The organism is Luteimonas sp. gir (assembly GCF_037198055.1).
In the GTDB taxonomy this organism is placed as follows: domain Bacteria; phylum Pseudomonadota; class Gammaproteobacteria; order Xanthomonadales; family Xanthomonadaceae; genus Luteimonas; species Luteimonas citri_A.
The window spans coordinates 1-16,352 of record NZ_JBBAXQ010000004.1 but is presented as its reverse complement, the minus strand read 5'-3'; the positions used below and the strand labels follow the sequence as shown (position 1 = coordinate 16,352).

The following is a 16,352-nucleotide window of genomic DNA, read 5'->3' as shown; positions in this document are numbered from 1 at the left end:
GTCGGAAGTCCTCAGGCGGCGCGGGTGGCGATAGCGGGGGAAATGGCGGCGGCACGGAGCGCCGGCCACAGCACGGCGGCCTGTCCGAGCGCCCACAGCAGCAGCGCGCTGATCGGCAGGTAGGCCAGCGGCAGGCGCGGCAGTTCGTAGCGGCCCATCATCAGCTGGTTGAGCGCATAGGCCAGGGCCATGCCCAGGACGATGCCGATGCTGGTGAGCAGGAAGTTCTCGGCCTGGAAGTGGCGCAGGATCTGCGCTCGGGTCGCCCCCAGCGCGCGGCGCACGCCGATCTGGCGCGTGCGCTGCTGCACCCAGAAGCTCGCCAGACCGACGATGCCGAATGCGGTCACCACCAGCAGCACGATCGAGACGGTCGACAACAGGCCGATCATCTCGCGATCGTTGCGGAAGTAGTCTGCGCGGATGGCCTCGTAGGAACTGCGGGCAAGGATCAGCCGGTTGGGATCGACCGCTTCGAGGGCATCGACCGCGGCCGCGAGCACCGCGTCGCGGCGTGCCGGATCGATCACGCGGATGAGATACGAGCCGCCGTTGTTGTAGTGCAGGCGGATCGGCACGAGAAACGAGAACGTGCCCTCACCGTCGCTCGGCGAGGGCCGGGCCAGGGATTCGACAACGCCGACAATGACCAGGGGCATCGGCCCGAGGTACATCGTGCGTCCAACCGCCTGTTCGCCGGGAAACAGCCGCTCGGCCATCGAGGCGGTGACGATGGTTGCGCCGCGCACACCTTCGCTGCCATCGAGCGCTTCCACCTCGGCAACGTCCATGTATTCGTCAGGCAGGAAGTCGCGACCCGCAACCAGGCGGATGCCCAGCGTCGCGATGGTGGTCTCGTCGGCGTGGTAGCGCGCTGCGTGCAGTGTCGGCTGCGCTTGGTCGGCGCTCAGCGATACCCCGGAGTTGCTGGACGAAAACCGGTAGAACGGCAACTGGTTGGTGACCGTCGCACCAGCAACGCCGGGCACGGCGCGCAGCGCTGCCAGATCCTCACGCGTCCGCGCGCCGGCGTCGGCCTGCGGCCCGATGCCGCTGAGCCGGATCTGTAGCAGTTCGCGTTCGGCGATGCCGCTGGGGCGGCGGACCGCATCGATGCGCTCGCCGATCAGGAACAAGGCGTTGCAGACGATCGCGCAGGTCAGCGCGATCTCCAGCACGATCAGCAGCGCTGCGGTCCGGTGGCGGCGCAGTGACGAGATGATGGGGGGGACGTGCATGGTGGCGACCTGTGGATGCGCGATAGGGGGAGCGGGGCAAGCGCGTGTCACTGGGACTTGAGCTGGATCGCCGGTGCGATCTGCATCGCTCGCCAGGCCGGCAGCAGGCCGGCAGCGATGCTGGCCACGAGCGCGAGCACGAACGTGAGCAGCAGCATCGCGCCGTCGAGATGGGCGAGCGCGGCGTAGTCGGTCGGGCGATGGCGCACTGCCCACAGGCCGGCCTGCGCGAGCCCCAGCCCGAGCAGGCCGCCGGCGATCCCCACCGTGCCGCTCTCGACGATCGCCTGCACGAACACGTCGCGGCGCGAAGCGCCAAGCGCACGACGCACACCGATCTCGCCGCCGCGGCGCAGGAACTTGGCCAGCAACAGGCCCACGGTATTGACCAGGCACACCAGCAGGAAGCCCAGTGCCAGCCATAGCTGCAGACGCACGTCGCCGGGCACGACCTTGCGGTGGTCGAGCCAGTCCATCACGCTGCGCAGCCGCACGTTGGCTGGCCGCTCGAACCGCCCCGCCGCCTTCTGCTGTGCGGAATAGTTGGCGAGGTAGGCCCTGAAGCCATCGGCCTGCGCCGGGTTCTCGAGTTCCACCCAGTACTGGATCCACGTGCAGGGCGCATTGACCGCCCGGCTGTCGTTGGTCGGTGCGTTGCCGAAACAGTTGCTGCTGCCCGAGGTGCCCATCTCGAGTTCGACCGCCGTCGAGAACGGCAGGAACAGATGCTCCTGGCCATCGAAGCGGCCGGTGTTGAGGTCGTAGAACTTGGGCCGCGGCAACCAGTCGTCGATCACGCCGACGATCCGCAGCGCATTGCCGTCGACGCGGATCTGGCGGCCGACGCTGTCGGCGCCACCGAACAGCTTGTCGTTGAGGGTGCGTCCGATCACCGCGACGCGGCCGCGTCCGGCGTCGTCCTGCGCCGTCCAGCCCTGGCCGTGGAGGAAGGGCACATCGAACATCGCAAAGAAGTCGGCCGAGGTGTAGCGCATGGACTCGAGAAACGGGCGAACGGCGCTGTCTTCGGCCTCGATGATCCCGCCGCCCCCGGTCATCATCGCCTGCCGCGTCGCGCCTCTGTCGCGCAACAAGGCCTCCGCATCGAAGCGGGTGAGCTGGCTGTCGGGTTCGGCGCCCGGCACGTAGGTGGCCAGCGGCTCGGGATCGAGCTGGACATGGAACAGCCGGTCGCTCTTGCCCGGAATCGGGTCGCCCGACAGCACGTGGAACACCGTCAGCGTAGTCATGCACGCACCGATGCCCAGTGCGAGCGTGAGCACCATCAGCGCGGTCAGCACGCGGTTGCGGCGGAAGCTGCGCAGGGCGAGGGTCAGGTAGTAACCGAGCATGGCAGGTCCGTACGTCAGGCGCTGCGAGTGGCGATGGCGGGGGAGATGGCGGCGGCGCGCAACGCCGGGCCCAGAACGGCCGCCTGGCCGAGCAGCCACAGCAGCGCCGCGCCCAGCGGCAGGTACGACAGCGGCAGGCGCGCCAGTTCGAAATGGCGCATCAGCAGCAGGTTGCCGCCATAGGCCAGCGCCATGCCCAGGGAGATGCCCAGACCGGCAAGCAGAAAGTTCTCGAGCTGGAAGTAGCGCAGGATGTCGCCACGGGTCGCGCCGAGCGCGCGACGAATGCCGATCTGCCGGGTGCGCTGCTGGACCCAGAAGCTGGCGAGCCCGACGATGCCCAAGGCCGTCACCAGCAGCATCGCGGCGATCACGCCGAGCAGCAGCCAGGCCATCGCGCGGTCGCGCTCGAAGTAACGTTCGCGCAGGTCCGACAGCGGGCGGCTCTGGTCCAGATCGATCACCGCTTCGGGCACGGCCGCGGCCACCGCCTCGCGCGCGGCGATCGCCAGCCGCGGCAGGTCGAGCGGATCGGCGCGAAATGCGTAGACGCCCGACTGCGCCTCATCGCGCACCGGCACGATCACCGACCACTGCGCGCCGGCAACGCCATTCTCGCTGCGTCCGGGATTGGGACGGGCGAAGTGCGCCAGCAGGCCGGCGACGCGGAAGTGGTAGTCGCCCATCCAGAATTCGCGGCCGATCGCCGCCTCGCCAGGCCACAGGTGGGCGGCGAAGGCCTCGGTGATCCAGACCTCGGCCTCGGTCGGCAGGAAGTTCTCGATCGGCTGGAAATCCGCCGCCTCGAAGCCCCGACCCTGCGACGGCCGCAGGCCGAGCGTCTCGATCGCATCGGGACCGAAGGTGTAGAAATGCGGCACGCCGCCGAAGTGCCGGCCTTCGGCATCCAGCGTCACGCCGGCGTCGGCGTCGCGAATGCCGAACGGGGTGGCATTGAGTACGCCGGCCGCCTGCACGCCCGGCAGGCCGCGAAGGGCCGCCAGCGCCCGGGCGTTGATGTCGGCGTTGACGCAGCCGTCGCAGCCACGCAGCGCCACGACCGCCAGCGACGACGCATCGATGCCGCTGTCGATGCGCATCAGCGCCTCGCGCCCTGCGATCAGGAAGCAGGCATTGCACAGCACCGCGCAGGCAAGTGCGATCTCGAGCACGATCAGGCTCGTGGCGATGCGGTGCCGGCGCAGGGCGGCGACGATCGGTCGGATGTCCATCACCGGGGTCCTCACAGCGACTTGAGTTGCATGGCCGGTGCGATCCGGCTGGCGCGCAGGGCGGGGAACAGGCCGGCGAGCAGGCTTGCGACGAGCGCCAGCGCGAAGGTCGCTGCGAACATCGACAGGTCCAGCCTTGCCAGATCGGCGTACTCGACCGGTTGACGTCGGATCGCCCACAGCCCGAGCAACGTCAGTCCCCAGCCCAGGACGCCACCGGCCAGTCCGACCATGCCGGCTTCGACCAGACACTGCACGAAGATCTCCCGGCGCGAGGCGCCGAGTGCCCGGCGCACGCCGATCTCGCCGCCGCGGCGCAGGAACTTGGCCAGCAGCAGCCCGACCGTGTTGAACAGGCAGATCGCCAGGAACGCCAGCGCCAGCCAGGTTTGCAGCCTCACGTCGCGCGGAACGACGTGGTTGTAGTCCAGCCAGTCCATCAGTCCGACCACGCGCGCGTTGTCCGCGTGCTGGATCCGGCCCTGTGCTTGCTGCTGCCGTGCATAGGCGGTGACGAAATCGCGATAGCCGGCGACCTTGTCCGGGGTGTCGAGCTGCACCCACAACTGCAGCCACACGCAGTCGCTGCCCTGCAGATGACCCGGGACCTCGGGCAGTTGCCAGCACGTGAACTGCTGGAAGTGGCCGTCGTTGATCTCCAGGCCCGTGGAAAACGGCAAGAAGACATCCTGCGGCGCGGCATAGAAGCTGGCGGTGTCGCCCTGGGCGAAGTTGCCGCCGGCCAGGCGGTAGTACAGCGGCGAGGGCCGCCACGGCGCGAGTACGCCGACAATGCGTACGTCGGTGTCGCGGATGCGCAGCGTCCGGCCGACGCTGTCGTGGCCGCCGAACAGCGTGCGGTTGAGGTCGGCCGAGATCACCGCTACGCGGGCGTGACCAGTGTCGTCGGCGGCGCTCCAGCCGGCGCCGTAGGCGAACGGCACGTCGAACATCGGAAAGAAGTCGGCATGCGTGGACAGCATCTGGGTCATCAGCTTCGGCCGCCCGGTGTCGGGTGCCTGCAGCCGAATCTCGCTTTCGACCACCAGCGCCTGCCGGTCCGCACGGCCCGCGCGCCACAGATCCATCGCGGTGGTGTGGTCGAGCATGTCCGGGGGATTGGGGCGCATGCGTTCGCCGGGCCTCGGGTCGACCTGCGGATAGAAGAGCGTGCCGCTGCGGCCGGGCAGCGGATCGCCCGACAGCAGGTGCATCACGGTCACCGTGGTCATTGCCGCACCGATGCCGACCGCGATCGACAGCACCATCAACGCCGTCAAGACCTGGTTGCGGCCGAAGCTGCGCAGCGCGAGCCGGGCGTAGTAGGCGAACATCGGGCGCGCGTTCCTCAGGCCGCGGCGGTCGCGGATTCGCGGCGCAGATCGGTCGCCAGGCCGTCGACGATGTGCACATTGCGCTGGGCGCGCGCGGCGAGCTCGGGATCATGGGTGACCATGACGATCGTCGTGCCCTGCGCGTGGATCTCCTCGAGCAGTTCCAGCACGCTGCGCGCCATCTGCGAGTCGAGGTTGCCGGTCGGTTCGTCGGCCAGCAGCAGGCGCGGACTGCCGGCCAGCGCGCGGGCGATCGCCACGCGCTGCTGCTGGCCGCCCGACAACTCGGCCGGGTAATGCTTCATGCGCGAGGCCAGGCCCACCAGGCCCAGCGCTTCTTCGATCCGCAGCCGGCGCTCGGAGGCCGGCATGCCGCGATAGCGCAACGGTACGTCGACGTTGTCGAACAGGTTGAGGTCGGGAATCAGGTTGAAGCCCTGGAAGATGAAGCCGATCTTCTCGTTGCGCAGGCGCGAGCGCTGGTTGTCGCCCAGCCCTTGCACATCGACGCCGTCGAGCTTGTAGGTTCCGCTGGTGAAGGTTTCCAGCAGGCCGGCGATGTTGAGGAAGGTCGTCTTGCCCGAACCCGACGGCCCGGTGACAGCGACGAACTCGCCTTCGCGGACGTGCAGGTCGAGCGCGCGCAGCGCATGGGTTTCGACGAGTTCGGTGCGGTAGACCTTGCCGACCTGGTTCATCTGCAACATGGGGCGATCCTTATCTTGGATGGAAGGAGCGGGCCGATTCGGGCCCGGGAAGAATGTCAGCGGCTGATGCGCACCCGTTCGGCATCGCCGAACAGGTCGCTGCCCGAGACGACGATGCGCTCGCCGGCCTGCAGGCCCGACACGATCTCGACCGCCCCCAGGCTGCTGGCGCCGGCCTGGATCGGACGGCGTACCGCGCTGTTGCCGTCGACGACATAGGCGTAGCGGCCACCGGACTGCTCGACGAACGGGCCGCGCTCGACCATCAACACATCGCGCCGGGTGTCGAGCAGGATCCGCGCCGACAGCCGCTGGTTCTGGCGCAGGCCGGCGGGCTGGCGTTCGGAGAAGCGCACGCGCGCGGCGACTTCGCCGGCGACGACCTCGGGCGAGACCGCCGAGACCTCGGCCGGGAACACTTCATTGGCGCTGCGGATCTCGGCCGGCATGCCGATCGCCAGGTCGCGTGCGAAGCTCTCGGGCACCTTGATCTCGACTTCGAACACCGACAGATCGACCACGCCCAGCACCGGCGCGTTGGCAGCCACGTTGGTGAACTGGGCCACCTGCACCTGGCCGACCTGGCCATCGAACGGCGCACGCAGCGTCAGCGCCCGGACCTGGCGGCGCGCCTCGGCGACGACGGCGCCCTGACGATCGGCCAGCAACTGCTTGTTGCGCGCGTCCAGCCCGGCGCCCTGTCCCTGCAGGTTGGCGTCCTCGCGCGCCGAGGCCAGGCCGATGTCGGTCTTCTTCAGCGCGTCCTCCGACTTCGCCAGATCGACCTGGGCGACGACGCCGGCCTCGAAGGCGCGCTGGTAGCGCTGCAGATCGCGTTCGGCTGCGGTGCGCTCGATCTGCGCCTGGTCGAGCAGCTTGCGCGCCTCGGCGCGGGCGATCCGCGCATCGAGCGTCGCGCGTTCGGCCTCGGCCTGCAGGCTGGCGAAGGTGGATTCTTCCTGGACCAGCTTGCTGCGCAGTTCCGGACTGTCGATCTCGGCCAGCACCTGGCCCTTCTCGACGCGGTCGCCCGCGACCACCTTCAGGGTCACCGTGCCCGGGGCGATCGCGTACAGCGTGGGACTGTTGGCCGAGATCACGCGACCCTCGGCGGCGATGTCGCGCACCAGGTCGCCACGGGTGACCTCGGCGATGCGCAGCCGGGCCGCGTCGATCGACGTGGCGCCCGACGCCCAGCCGGCGATGAGCCAGGCCAGTGCTGCAATCACCGCGATCGCGGCTGCAGCGATCGCCAGCCAGCGACGCCGGCGGTCGGGGCGCGCGACATGGACCGTGTCCTGCGCGGAGGTGTCGCGGATACCGCGGCGGACGGGAGAGGGGGAGGCGGGTGCGGACATGGACAAGGCACGATCGGGATCTGCCTGGAATCAAGCAGGGATCGTGCCAAGCGCAAGTCTTTGATTTTAATTGATTTTCTGAGGTCTCCCGGGTGTCCGCAACGGCGTCCGGACGTCCGCAGCCCCGGACAACCCGCGTACGGACTCGTGTAACCGCGTCTCTGCGCCGGGACCTGGCCGGCCGCTAGAATGGTGCATTGACTGGCAGGAGTGGGCGGTATGTGCGGAATCGTCGGTGCGATCGCGGATCGCGATGTGGTCCCGGTTCTGGTCGAAGGCCTCAAGCGGCTCGAGTACCGCGGCTACGATTCGGCCGGCCTCGCCGTGCTCGACGGCGACAGGGTGCGGCGCGTGCGCCGGACCGGCCGCGTCGCCGAGATGGCCGCCGCCGCGCAGGTCGAGGGGCTGCACGCGTCCTTAGGGATCGGCCACACGCGCTGGGCGACCCACGGCGGCGTGACCGAGCACAACGCGCATCCGCACATCAGCCACGACACGCTGGCGCTGGTGCACAACGGCATCATCGAGAACCACGAGACGCAGCGCGAGCGCCTGACCGCACTGGGCTACGTGTTCGAATCGCAGACCGACACCGAGGTCATCGCCCACATGATCCACCATCACCAGACCCAGGGGCTGGATCTGCTGGCCGCGCTGCAGGCCACGGTCAATGAGCTCGATGGCGCCTACGCGCTGGCGGTGATCGACCGGCGCGACCCCGGTCGCCTGGTCGCGGCGCGGATGGGCTGCCCGTTGCTGGTCGGTCTGGGCGAGGGCGAACAGTTCGTCGCCTCCGATGTCTCGGCGATCCTCCAGGCCACCCGCCGGGTGATCTTCCTCGAGGAAGGCGACACCGCCGAGCTCACCCGCAACGCGGTGCGGATCTTCGACGGCACCGGGGCCGAGGTGAAGCGCCCCGAACACCTGTCCGACGTCTCGCTGGCGTCGCTGGAGCTCGGGCCGTACCGGCACTTCATGCAGAAGGAGATCCACGAGCAGCCGCGCGCGCTGGGTGACACGCTCGAGGCAATCATCGATGCGGCCGCCTTTGCGCCGGCGCTGTTCGGCGATGCCGACGGCCAGGTGCTGAGCGAGATCGAGGGCGTGCAGATCCTGGCCTGCGGCACCAGCTTCTATGCCGGCTCGGTCGCCCGTTACTGGATCGAGTCGATCGCCCGGCTGCCGTGCTCGGTCGAGATCGCCAGCGAGTACCGCTACCGCGAGGCGGTGGCCAACCCCAAGCACCTGATCGTGACCATTTCCCAGTCGGGCGAGACGCTCGACACGATGGAGGCGCTCAAGTACGCCAAGTCGCTCGGCCACCGGCACACGCTGTCGATCTGCAATGTGCCCGAGAGTGCGATCCCGCGCGCCAGCAGCCTGGTGTTCTACACCCGCGCCGGCGCCGAGATCGGCGTCGCCTCGACCAAGGCGTTCACGACCCAGCTCGTCGGCCTGTTCGCGCTGGCCGCCACGCTCGGGAAATTGAACGGCCGCGTCGATGCCGCGCAGGAGGCCGACTACGTCGAGGCCCTGCGCCATCTGCCGGGCAGCGTGCAGCACGCGCTCAACCTCGAGCCGCAGATCGCCTCGTGGGCCGAGCGCTTTGCACCCAAGCAGCATGCGCTGTTCCTGGGCCGCGGCGTGCATTACCCGATCGCACTCGAAGGCGCGCTCAAGCTCAAGGAGATCTCCTACATCCACGCCGAGGCCTATCCGGCGGGCGAGCTCAAGCACGGCCCGCTGGCGTTGGTCGATGCCGACATGCCGGTCGTGGTGATCGCGCCCAAGGACGGCTTGCTGGAGAAGGTGAAGTCCAACATGCAAGAGGTGCGCGCGCGCGGTGGCGAGCTGTTCGTCTTCACCGATGCCGACAGCAACTTCGGCCCGTCGGAGGGCGTGCACGTGATCCGCACCCCGCGCCACGTCGGCGTGCTGAGCCCGATCGTGCACACGATCCCGGTGCAGTTGCTGGCCTACCACACCGCATTGGCGCGCGGCACCGACGTCGACAAGCCGCGCAATCTCGCCAAGTCGGTCACCGTCGAGTAGGCCGGCGGGCGCCGCCGCCCGGCCGTTGCCGGCCGCGGCGGCACACCCACGCCGGCCTCGCGATCTGTGAAAATGCCGCGGTGAAGACGACGTACTGCCCGCACGGACGCGACGCTCGATGAGCGATCCGACTCCGCCCTCGCTGTTCTCGGTCGTGCCCGCCGGCGTGTTCGGCCCGCTGGCCTCGGCCAACCGCGAACACTACTGGCTGCTCCTGCACCGCCTGTTCGATGAGTTCTTCGGCCCCGATGCGCCGATGCCGCCCAGTCACGGCTTGCCGCGTCGCGAGATCACCGCCGCGATCGAGCGCTATCTGGTGGCCGACGATCCCTGGGAGGACGAGGACGGGCAGGGCCCGGACACGCCGCCGGGCATCCGCGCCCATGGCATCTACGAGCGGTTCCGCAACGCCGGCTGGCTGCGCCAGGAGCGCATCGGCGCTCGCGAGATGGTCGCCATGCCGCCGGCGGTCTCGCAGCTGTTGTCGACCCTGGTCGAGTTCGCCGAGCACGGACCGACCTTCGTCTCGGCCAAGGTGCGCTCGATCGAACTGCAGATGCAGCAGGTCGTCGATGGGGCCGGCGCCGGTGACGCCCTCGATGAAGCAGCCGACCAGGCCCGCCGGCTGCTGGTCTCGCTGGCGTCGATGAGCCTGCAGGTGCGCGACCTGATGCCCGAGCTCAGCCGCGCCGAGACCACCGCGCAGTTCGCGCGGCAATGGTTCGAGCAGTACGTCTCGCGCTTTTTCATCGGCGACTACGCCGGTCTGCATCGCGCCGACCACCCGCTGGCGCGCCGCAGCTCGATCCTGGCGATGGTGCAGCAGGTCGAGACCGGCCCGCGGCACGAGGCGCTGCGGGCCTGGTACCGCGAGCACCTGGCCGGGGGCGACGATGCCCGTGCGGCGCTGCGGCTCGGGCGCAGCCTGCGCCGCCTGCGCGAGCTCGAGCGCATCGACGAGTACCTGGGCCGGCTCGATGACGACATCCGCCAGGCCAACCGCCGCGCGCTGGCGTTCCTCGACTACCGGCTGCGCGCGCCCGATCGGCTCGACATCCTGCTGCGTCGTGCCTGTCGCGGCGTGCTGACCGCGCCGGCCGAAGCGCTGCGCTTGCCGGTCGCGCCCGGCGCGCTGATGGACGAGACCCGTCTGCGTCCGCCGCGGACCCGGCCGCAGCCGATTCCGCGCAGTGCCAACGCCGCGCAGGTGCCGACGCCCGAGCAACTCGCGCGGCTGAGCCTGTTGCGGCGCATGAAGCGTGCGCGGCTGGTCACCGCCGAGGACATGGCCCGCTATGTCGGCCACCACCTGGGCGAGGCCGACAGCGTCGATTCGGCGCAGATGCGCGTGGCCTCGATCGAGGACCTGCGCGCCTACCAGACCCTGCTCACGCTCGCGCTGCGCAGCCAGCGGATCGGCGGTCTGCGCCGCGACGATCCGCTCAGCCGGCTGCTGCGCGGTTTCCGCGTCGAGCTCCTCGATTCCGCCGAACCGCTGGACAATGGCGTCCTGCGCGCGCCGCGCTTCGTCGTCCGCCGGCTCGCGCCCGCTTCCCGGACCCCCGCATGAAACGCAGCTGGAACACCTTGAGCCAACAGTCCAACGGCCTGTACGCCGTGCAGGACTTCGAACGCGCGGCGTATCGCCTGGTCACCGAGCAGGTGCTCTACGCCGCCGATCGCACCTCGCGCGTGGCCTACCACTTGGTCGAGGACCATTTCGACGATTTCGTCGGCGCGCTCGCGCCGCTGGGCATCCGGCTGGCGCGCAATCCGCACTACCGCTATCTGGTCGCGCTGCCCGCGCATGGCGAGGGCGTCGCAGTCACGCTGGACGAGACCTTGCTGCTGCTGGTGCTGCGCCAGCGCTATGACGAGGCGATGCGCCAGGGACAGATCGAGGAACACGGCGAGGTCGTCGTCGAGCTGCCCGAACTGCAGGAGGCCTACCAGGCACTGGCCGGCCGCCCGATGCCCGACGTCGGCACCTTGCGCACGCTGGCACGCACCTTGCGCCGCTGGGGCCTGGCGCGGCTGGTGGATTCGGACCGCGACGATCCGCAGCCATTCCATCTGGTGGTGCGTCCGGCGATCGTGGAGATCGTCGGCGAACTGTGGCTGCAGCGCCTCGACCAGCACAATCGCGATGACGACGACGGCGCCTCGGACGACAGCGCGCAGGACACGCCGGAGGATGACGATGCAGCTGCTTGAACGCGTCCACCTAGTGCAGTTCTTCCTGTTCGAGGCGCAGACGCTCGAACTCGATGCGACCAGCGCGATCATCGCGCCCAACGGCGCCGGCAAGAGTGCGTTGCTCGACGCGCTGCAGATCGTGCTGCTGGGCGGCGACCGCAGCCGCATCCGCTTCAACGCCCAAGCCGGCGGCAGCGCCCGCGCGCGCACGATCCGCGATTACTGCCTGGGCGTGTACCGCAGTGGCGACGACGGCCGCAAGCGTCGCACCGCAACCACCTATATCAGCCTGGTGTTCCGCGACCAGGAGACCGGTCAGGCGCTGACGGCCGGCATCGCGCTGGGCGCTTCCGTCGACGAGCCCGAGCACCGGCTGCACGGCCTGTACCTGCTGCCCGGCGTCGCGCTGGAGCGCGACGATCACCTGGAACGCGTCAAGGGCCGCGAACTGCCGCTGGCCTGGCCGACATTCCGCGAACTGGCGGCGCGCCGCTGCCGCGAAGCGGGCGAGAAGGTCGAGCTGCACACCACCAGCGAGCGTTTTGTCCGCGACCTGCTGTTCCGGCTGCGCGCTGCGCCAGGTGTCCAGCCCGACCTCAACGCCTATCGCAAGGCGTTCCAGAATGCGCTGAACCTGCAGCGTGTGGAGGACGTCGACCTGTTCGTGCGGACGCTGGTCGCCGAAGACCGGCCGACCGACATCGCCCGCTTCCGCGCGCTGCTCGAGAGCTTCCGGCAGATCCGCGACAAGATCGAACAGGTCCGCCAGCGCATCGAATCGGCCGAAGAGGTCGAGCGCCAGTACGGCAAGATTGCCGCACAGGCGGTGCGTGCCGCTTCCTACCGCGCGCTCGCGGCCGAGTACCGCCGCGATCTGCTCGGCGAACAGGTGGAGCAGGCCGAGCAGGCGGGTGAAGCGGCCCGCCAGGCGCTGGCGGCGGCCCGCGTGCAGTTGCAGGACGCGCGCAGCGAGCGCGAGAGCCTCAAGCACGAACTCGAGCTCGCCCAGCAGCAGCTCCAGGGGAGCCGCGGCTTTGGGGAGCAAGCCTCGTTCGACGAACTGGCCGAGCGCGACCGTGAGGAGCTGGTCCGCCTCAAGCGTGAACTGGGCACCCAGTTCGCCTATGTGCGTGACCAGTTGCAGGCGGTGCAAGGCCTGGGCGTCGCCGAGCTCGATGCCGCCCGGATCGACGCTGCCGTCGCGCCCTGGCGCGACTGGGCCGGCGCGCTGTCCGAGCTTGCGCCCGACGCCGCCATCGCGCTGGCGCCCGATCGCTTCCATGCCCAGGCCCTGGAGGCGCTCGCGTCCGCGGCGCCACTGCGCGCCGCCGTCGCCACGCGCGCCCGCGCCGCCCACGAGGCCTGGCAGGCAGCGCGCAGCCGTCGCGACGCACTCAAGGGCAATCAGCAACGTCTGAGCGTCGGCAAGGCCGGTCTGCGCGACGACGTCATGCGGTTGATGAACTATCTGCATGACGCCGGGATCGAGGCGCAGCCGGTCTGCGATCTGGTGCGCGTGCGCGATGCGGCCTGGCAGCCGGCCATCGAAGCCTATCTGCGCAGCCACGTCGAAGCGCTGCTGGTGCCGGCCGGCCAGGAAGAGCAGGCGGTGCGCGTGTATCGCGCGCTGCAGGGCGCGCGCGCCGTCTATGGCGTCAAGTTGGCGCTGCCCGGTGCTGCGCGCGGACAGCGCGGCGAGCGTCCCGCGGCCGACAGTGTCGCGGCGTTGATCGAGGGTGACGATGCCGACGCGGTCGCGTATCTGCGTCGGCAGCTCGGCGATCTGCGCTGCGTGGAGACCGAAGCCGAAGTCGTGCGCAGCCGCCAGGGCCTGACCCGCGACGGCCTGGTGGCCAAGGGCGGCGGGATCGAGCGGCGCCGGTTGCCTGCCGGCTCGGAACTGCGGATCGGCGCCAACGATGGCCGCGAACGCCTGCGGGTGTTGCGCGAAGAACTTGAGGCCGTCGAGCGCGACCTGCGTGAGTGCGAACCCGAGGCGCGTCGCCTCGACGCGCTGCAGCAGGCGTTCGCCCGCTTCGCCGACGCCGGCGAGACCGCCGACGCCCTGCATGCGCAGTTGCTGCAGCATCGCCAGATCGAATCGCGTTACCGCGCCCGCGTGCGCAGCCAGGCCGACGCGGTCGATCCCGACCTGCTGCGCCTGGCCGAGCAGGTGCGGGCGTTGCGCGAGCGCCACGATGAGAACGAGCGCCGGATCGAGGCCCTGATCGGCACCGAGGCCTTGTCGCGCAACGGCGTCGACCAGGCGCAGCGGGTGCTCGAAGGCCTGCAGGCGCAGGAAGCGCTCGTCGCCCAGGCCGCGGTCGATGCCTTCCGCGACGGCGATGTCGATCCGAACCGGGTCGAGCGTCAGCGCGAGGAACTCGACGCCAAGTGGCCCTCGCTCGAGGAGCGCAGCCGGCGCTGCGACGAGCGCGCCCGTGACAGCGACGGTCAGCTCGGCCGCTTGCTGCCCGAGGCCTGGAGCGCATTGGCGCAGTACGCCCGCGACCATGGCCTGAACCTGGATTTCGACGCCAGCGCTTGGCGTCCGGCACGCAGCCTGCTGCAGCGCGAACTCACGCAACTGCGCGACACCGACCTGGTGCGCTACCAGGGCGAGGCCGAGCAGGCCTACGCCACCGCGGTCGAGACCTTCCGCGCCAGCGTCGCGTCGGCGCTGTACGACAACTTCAATCGCCTCAAGCAGCAGATCGCCACGCTCAACCGGACCCTGCGCAGCAGCCCGGCGTTCTCCAACAACGAGCGCTACCAGTTCCACTACGAGGTCGTACCCGAGTTCCGCGACCTGGAGCGCTTCATCCGCCGCGCCGCGGATGTCGGCGGCGAGGACGGCCTGTTCGGCACCGCCGGCGAAGTGCCGGCCGCGTTCCGCGAGCTGATCGAAGACGGCGCCGCCGCGCGCAGCGCGCAGTCGCCACTCGACGACTACCGGCGGTTCTTCCGCTTCGAGGTGCAGATCCGCCAGGACGATCGCGTGATCGGCTCGCTGAGCGAGCGCATGCGCTCGGGCTCGGGCGGCGAACATCGCGCGCCGCTGTACGTCATCGCCGGCGCCGCGCTCGCCGCGGCCTATGGCAAGAGCGATGTCCACCCCGGCGGCATGGGCCTGATTCTGCTGGATGAGTTCGGCGACAAGATCGACGCCCAGAATGCGCGGGCGACGACCAACTATCTGCGTTCGCTCGGCCTGCAGCTCGTGCTCGCCGCGCCCGATACCGCGCAGGGCACGCTCAGCGGCGTGCTCGACAGCTACATCGAGCTGTTCCGCGATGGCGATCTGCTCCAGGTCGAACGGATCGAGGTCAAGGCGGCTGCCCGCGCGCTGTTGCTCAGCGACCAGTTCGACCTGCATCCCGAGCTGCTGGCCGAGGAGACCGCCCGTATCGCGAGCGAGCGCGGCGCGACGTGAGCGCCGCCCGGCGCGTGCTCGAACGGCTGCTGCGCAAGGGCGAGCGGGCACGCCTGCGCGGCCAGTCCGCGCCCGCTTCGTTGCCGATGACGGGCGCGAGCGCGGCCGAGTACCTCGCGCTGTCCACCCTTGCCGAGCAGGAAGACTTCCACGCGCAGGTCCGCCTGGCCGAGCGCGACGGCGCGATCTCGGCCCAACGCGACCGCCATCGAGACGACGGGCAACGCCTGCTGCGCCTGACGGTGCGCGATCTCGACGCGTTGGCGCAGCACCTGGGAATCGCATTGCTGGACACGCGCATGGCTGAGGCCAGGGCCCGGCTGGACGGGTGGCTGCCACGCTTTCCGGTCATTGCCGAGGTGCTCGACGCCTGGGCGCAGGGCAAGGGGCCAGGCCACGGCCCTGAATCGGCGGCCGACCTGGCCGACGCGGCGCGGGTCGTCGCGGCGCGCCACGCCGATGCCGGCGCAGAACGGATGCTGCGGCGCGAGAGCGTTCGCCTGCTGGGCGACAGCAAGCGGCTGGAGGCCCTGACGCCGTGGCTCGCGCTTCTGATCGGCGGTGAGGTGAATGCAAGCGCGCCTGAGCGCGAGCACGTCTGGTCGGCACTCGGTCTGAGGCGCGAGCCGCAGCCGATGCTGATCGCCGGGACCGGCACGCTCGTTGTCGACGGCACCGGCTTGCCGTTGGTCCGGCCCTATCTCGGCATCCCGGTCGAACGGCTCGACGCGGTCGTGACCGGGGCGCGATTCCTGCTGACGATCGAGAACCTGGCCAGCTTTCACGATGCGGCGGCCTGCGAGGGGGCCGCAGACGGGCTGCTGGTCTACACAGGGGGGATGCCATCGCCGGCCTGGCGCCGTGCCTGCGCACGGGTGCTGCAGGCATTGCCCGACGACGTGGCTGTCTACCACTGGGGCGATATCGACGAAGGCGGCTTCCGGATTGCGGCCACGCTGGCCGCCGCGATGCGCGAGGCGGGCCACGTGGTGCGGCCCTGGCTGATGTCGCCGCAGGACCTGGCACCGGCCGAGATCGAAGCCGCGCGCCGCCCGTCGGCGACGCAGCTCAGCGCCATGCTGCGCTGGGCGCAGGCGGCGGGGTGGCCGGATGTCGCCCAAGTGCTGACCGTCCGTCCGCTGCTGCTCGAGCAGGAAGCGTTGCGTGCACGGCTGCCACTGCAAGCGAGCGCGCCGTCTGACACGGGATCGCGACATCTGCATGACAGGGGTGTTGACCGGGTGTGAATTCGGCTTACAATGCGCGCCCCGCAACGCTGTGACGACGCTGAGGTCGGCCAGGGAAGCGGGGACCGGTCGGACTTCTGGGGTTTCACAGGGAGTTGACAGATCGGGAAGCTGCGCTAAGATGTGCGGCTCCTTCGGCGGAAACGGGCTTCGGTTCGGGCCACGAAGGGAAGGCAAAAAGATTCACCGAAAGGTGTTGACGG

The 16,352-nt window shown here is 69.9% G+C and carries 11 protein-coding genes; 5 read left to right on the top strand and 6 right to left on the bottom strand.

The genetic code is table 11. The features are described 5' to 3' along the window. Positions 1 to 11 precede the first annotated feature (11 nt). From WAF18_RS07800 to WAF18_RS07775, 6 genes are read right to left on the bottom strand one after another with little or no spacing between them, the layout of a single operon-like run. The gene (locus WAF18_RS07800; protein ID WP_337244596.1) at positions 12 to 1,238 is read right to left on the bottom strand and encodes an FtsX-like permease family protein; all 1,227 of its coding nucleotides are present in this window, start codon (positions 1,236 to 1,238) and stop codon (positions 12 to 14) included. A gap of 47 nt (positions 1,239 to 1,285) precedes the next feature. Next, the gene (locus WAF18_RS07795; RefSeq protein WP_337244595.1) at positions 1,286 to 2,590 is read right to left on the bottom strand and encodes an ABC transporter permease; all 1,305 of its coding nucleotides are present in this window, start codon (positions 2,588 to 2,590) and stop codon (positions 1,286 to 1,288) included. Between the two features lie 14 nt (positions 2,591 to 2,604). After that, positions 2,605 to 3,822, bottom strand: coding sequence for an FtsX-like permease family protein (locus WAF18_RS07790; protein WP_337244594.1), 1,218 nt, complete (start codon positions 3,820 to 3,822; stop codon positions 2,605 to 2,607). A gap of 11 nt (positions 3,823 to 3,833) precedes the next feature. Further along, positions 3,834 to 5,156: an ABC transporter permease gene (locus WAF18_RS07785; RefSeq protein ID WP_337244593.1), complete on the bottom strand. Its 1,323-nt coding sequence runs from the start codon at positions 5,154 to 5,156 to the stop codon at positions 3,834 to 3,836. A 14-nt stretch (positions 5,157 to 5,170) separates the two neighbouring features. Continuing rightward, positions 5,171 to 5,863, bottom strand: coding sequence for an ABC transporter ATP-binding protein (locus WAF18_RS07780; RefSeq protein WP_183427966.1), 693 nt, complete (start codon positions 5,861 to 5,863; stop codon positions 5,171 to 5,173). Between the two features lie 56 nt (positions 5,864 to 5,919). Then, the gene (locus WAF18_RS07775) at positions 5,920 to 7,221 is read right to left on the bottom strand and encodes an efflux RND transporter periplasmic adaptor subunit (protein WP_337244592.1); all 1,302 of its coding nucleotides are present in this window, start codon (positions 7,219 to 7,221) and stop codon (positions 5,920 to 5,922) included. Between the two features lie 219 nt (positions 7,222 to 7,440). Between WAF18_RS07775 and glmS the strand changes: the two genes are divergently transcribed. The 5 genes from glmS (at position 7,441) to WAF18_RS07750 (ending at position 16,149) form a co-directional block, all read left to right on the top strand. Beyond that, positions 7,441 to 9,273, top strand: coding sequence for a glutamine--fructose-6-phosphate transaminase (isomerizing) (gene glmS / locus WAF18_RS07770; protein ID WP_337244591.1), 1,833 nt, complete (start codon positions 7,441 to 7,443; stop codon positions 9,271 to 9,273). Positions 9,274 to 9,391: 118 nt separating this feature from the next. Next, the gene (locus tag WAF18_RS07765) at positions 9,392 to 10,843 is read left to right on the top strand and encodes a Wadjet anti-phage system protein JetA family protein (protein ID WP_337244590.1); all 1,452 of its coding nucleotides are present in this window, start codon (positions 9,392 to 9,394) and stop codon (positions 10,841 to 10,843) included. After that, entirely contained in the window at positions 10,840 to 11,487 is a 648-nt protein-coding gene (locus WAF18_RS07760; RefSeq protein WP_337244589.1) for a DUF4194 domain-containing protein, read from the top strand. The genes WAF18_RS07765 and WAF18_RS07760 overlap by 4 nt, the downstream gene beginning before the upstream one ends. Continuing rightward, on the top strand, positions 11,474 to 14,902 hold the full coding sequence (locus WAF18_RS07755) for an SbcC/MukB-like Walker B domain-containing protein (protein ID WP_337244588.1): 3,429 nt from the start codon (positions 11,474 to 11,476) through the stop codon (positions 14,900 to 14,902). Before WAF18_RS07760 ends, WAF18_RS07755 begins: the two co-directional genes overlap by 14 nt. After that, positions 14,899 to 16,149, top strand: coding sequence for a Wadjet anti-phage system protein JetD domain-containing protein (locus tag WAF18_RS07750; RefSeq protein WP_337244587.1), 1,251 nt, complete (start codon positions 14,899 to 14,901; stop codon positions 16,147 to 16,149). Before WAF18_RS07755 ends, WAF18_RS07750 begins: the two co-directional genes overlap by 4 nt. The last annotated feature ends 203 nt before the right edge of the window (positions 16,150 to 16,352 follow it).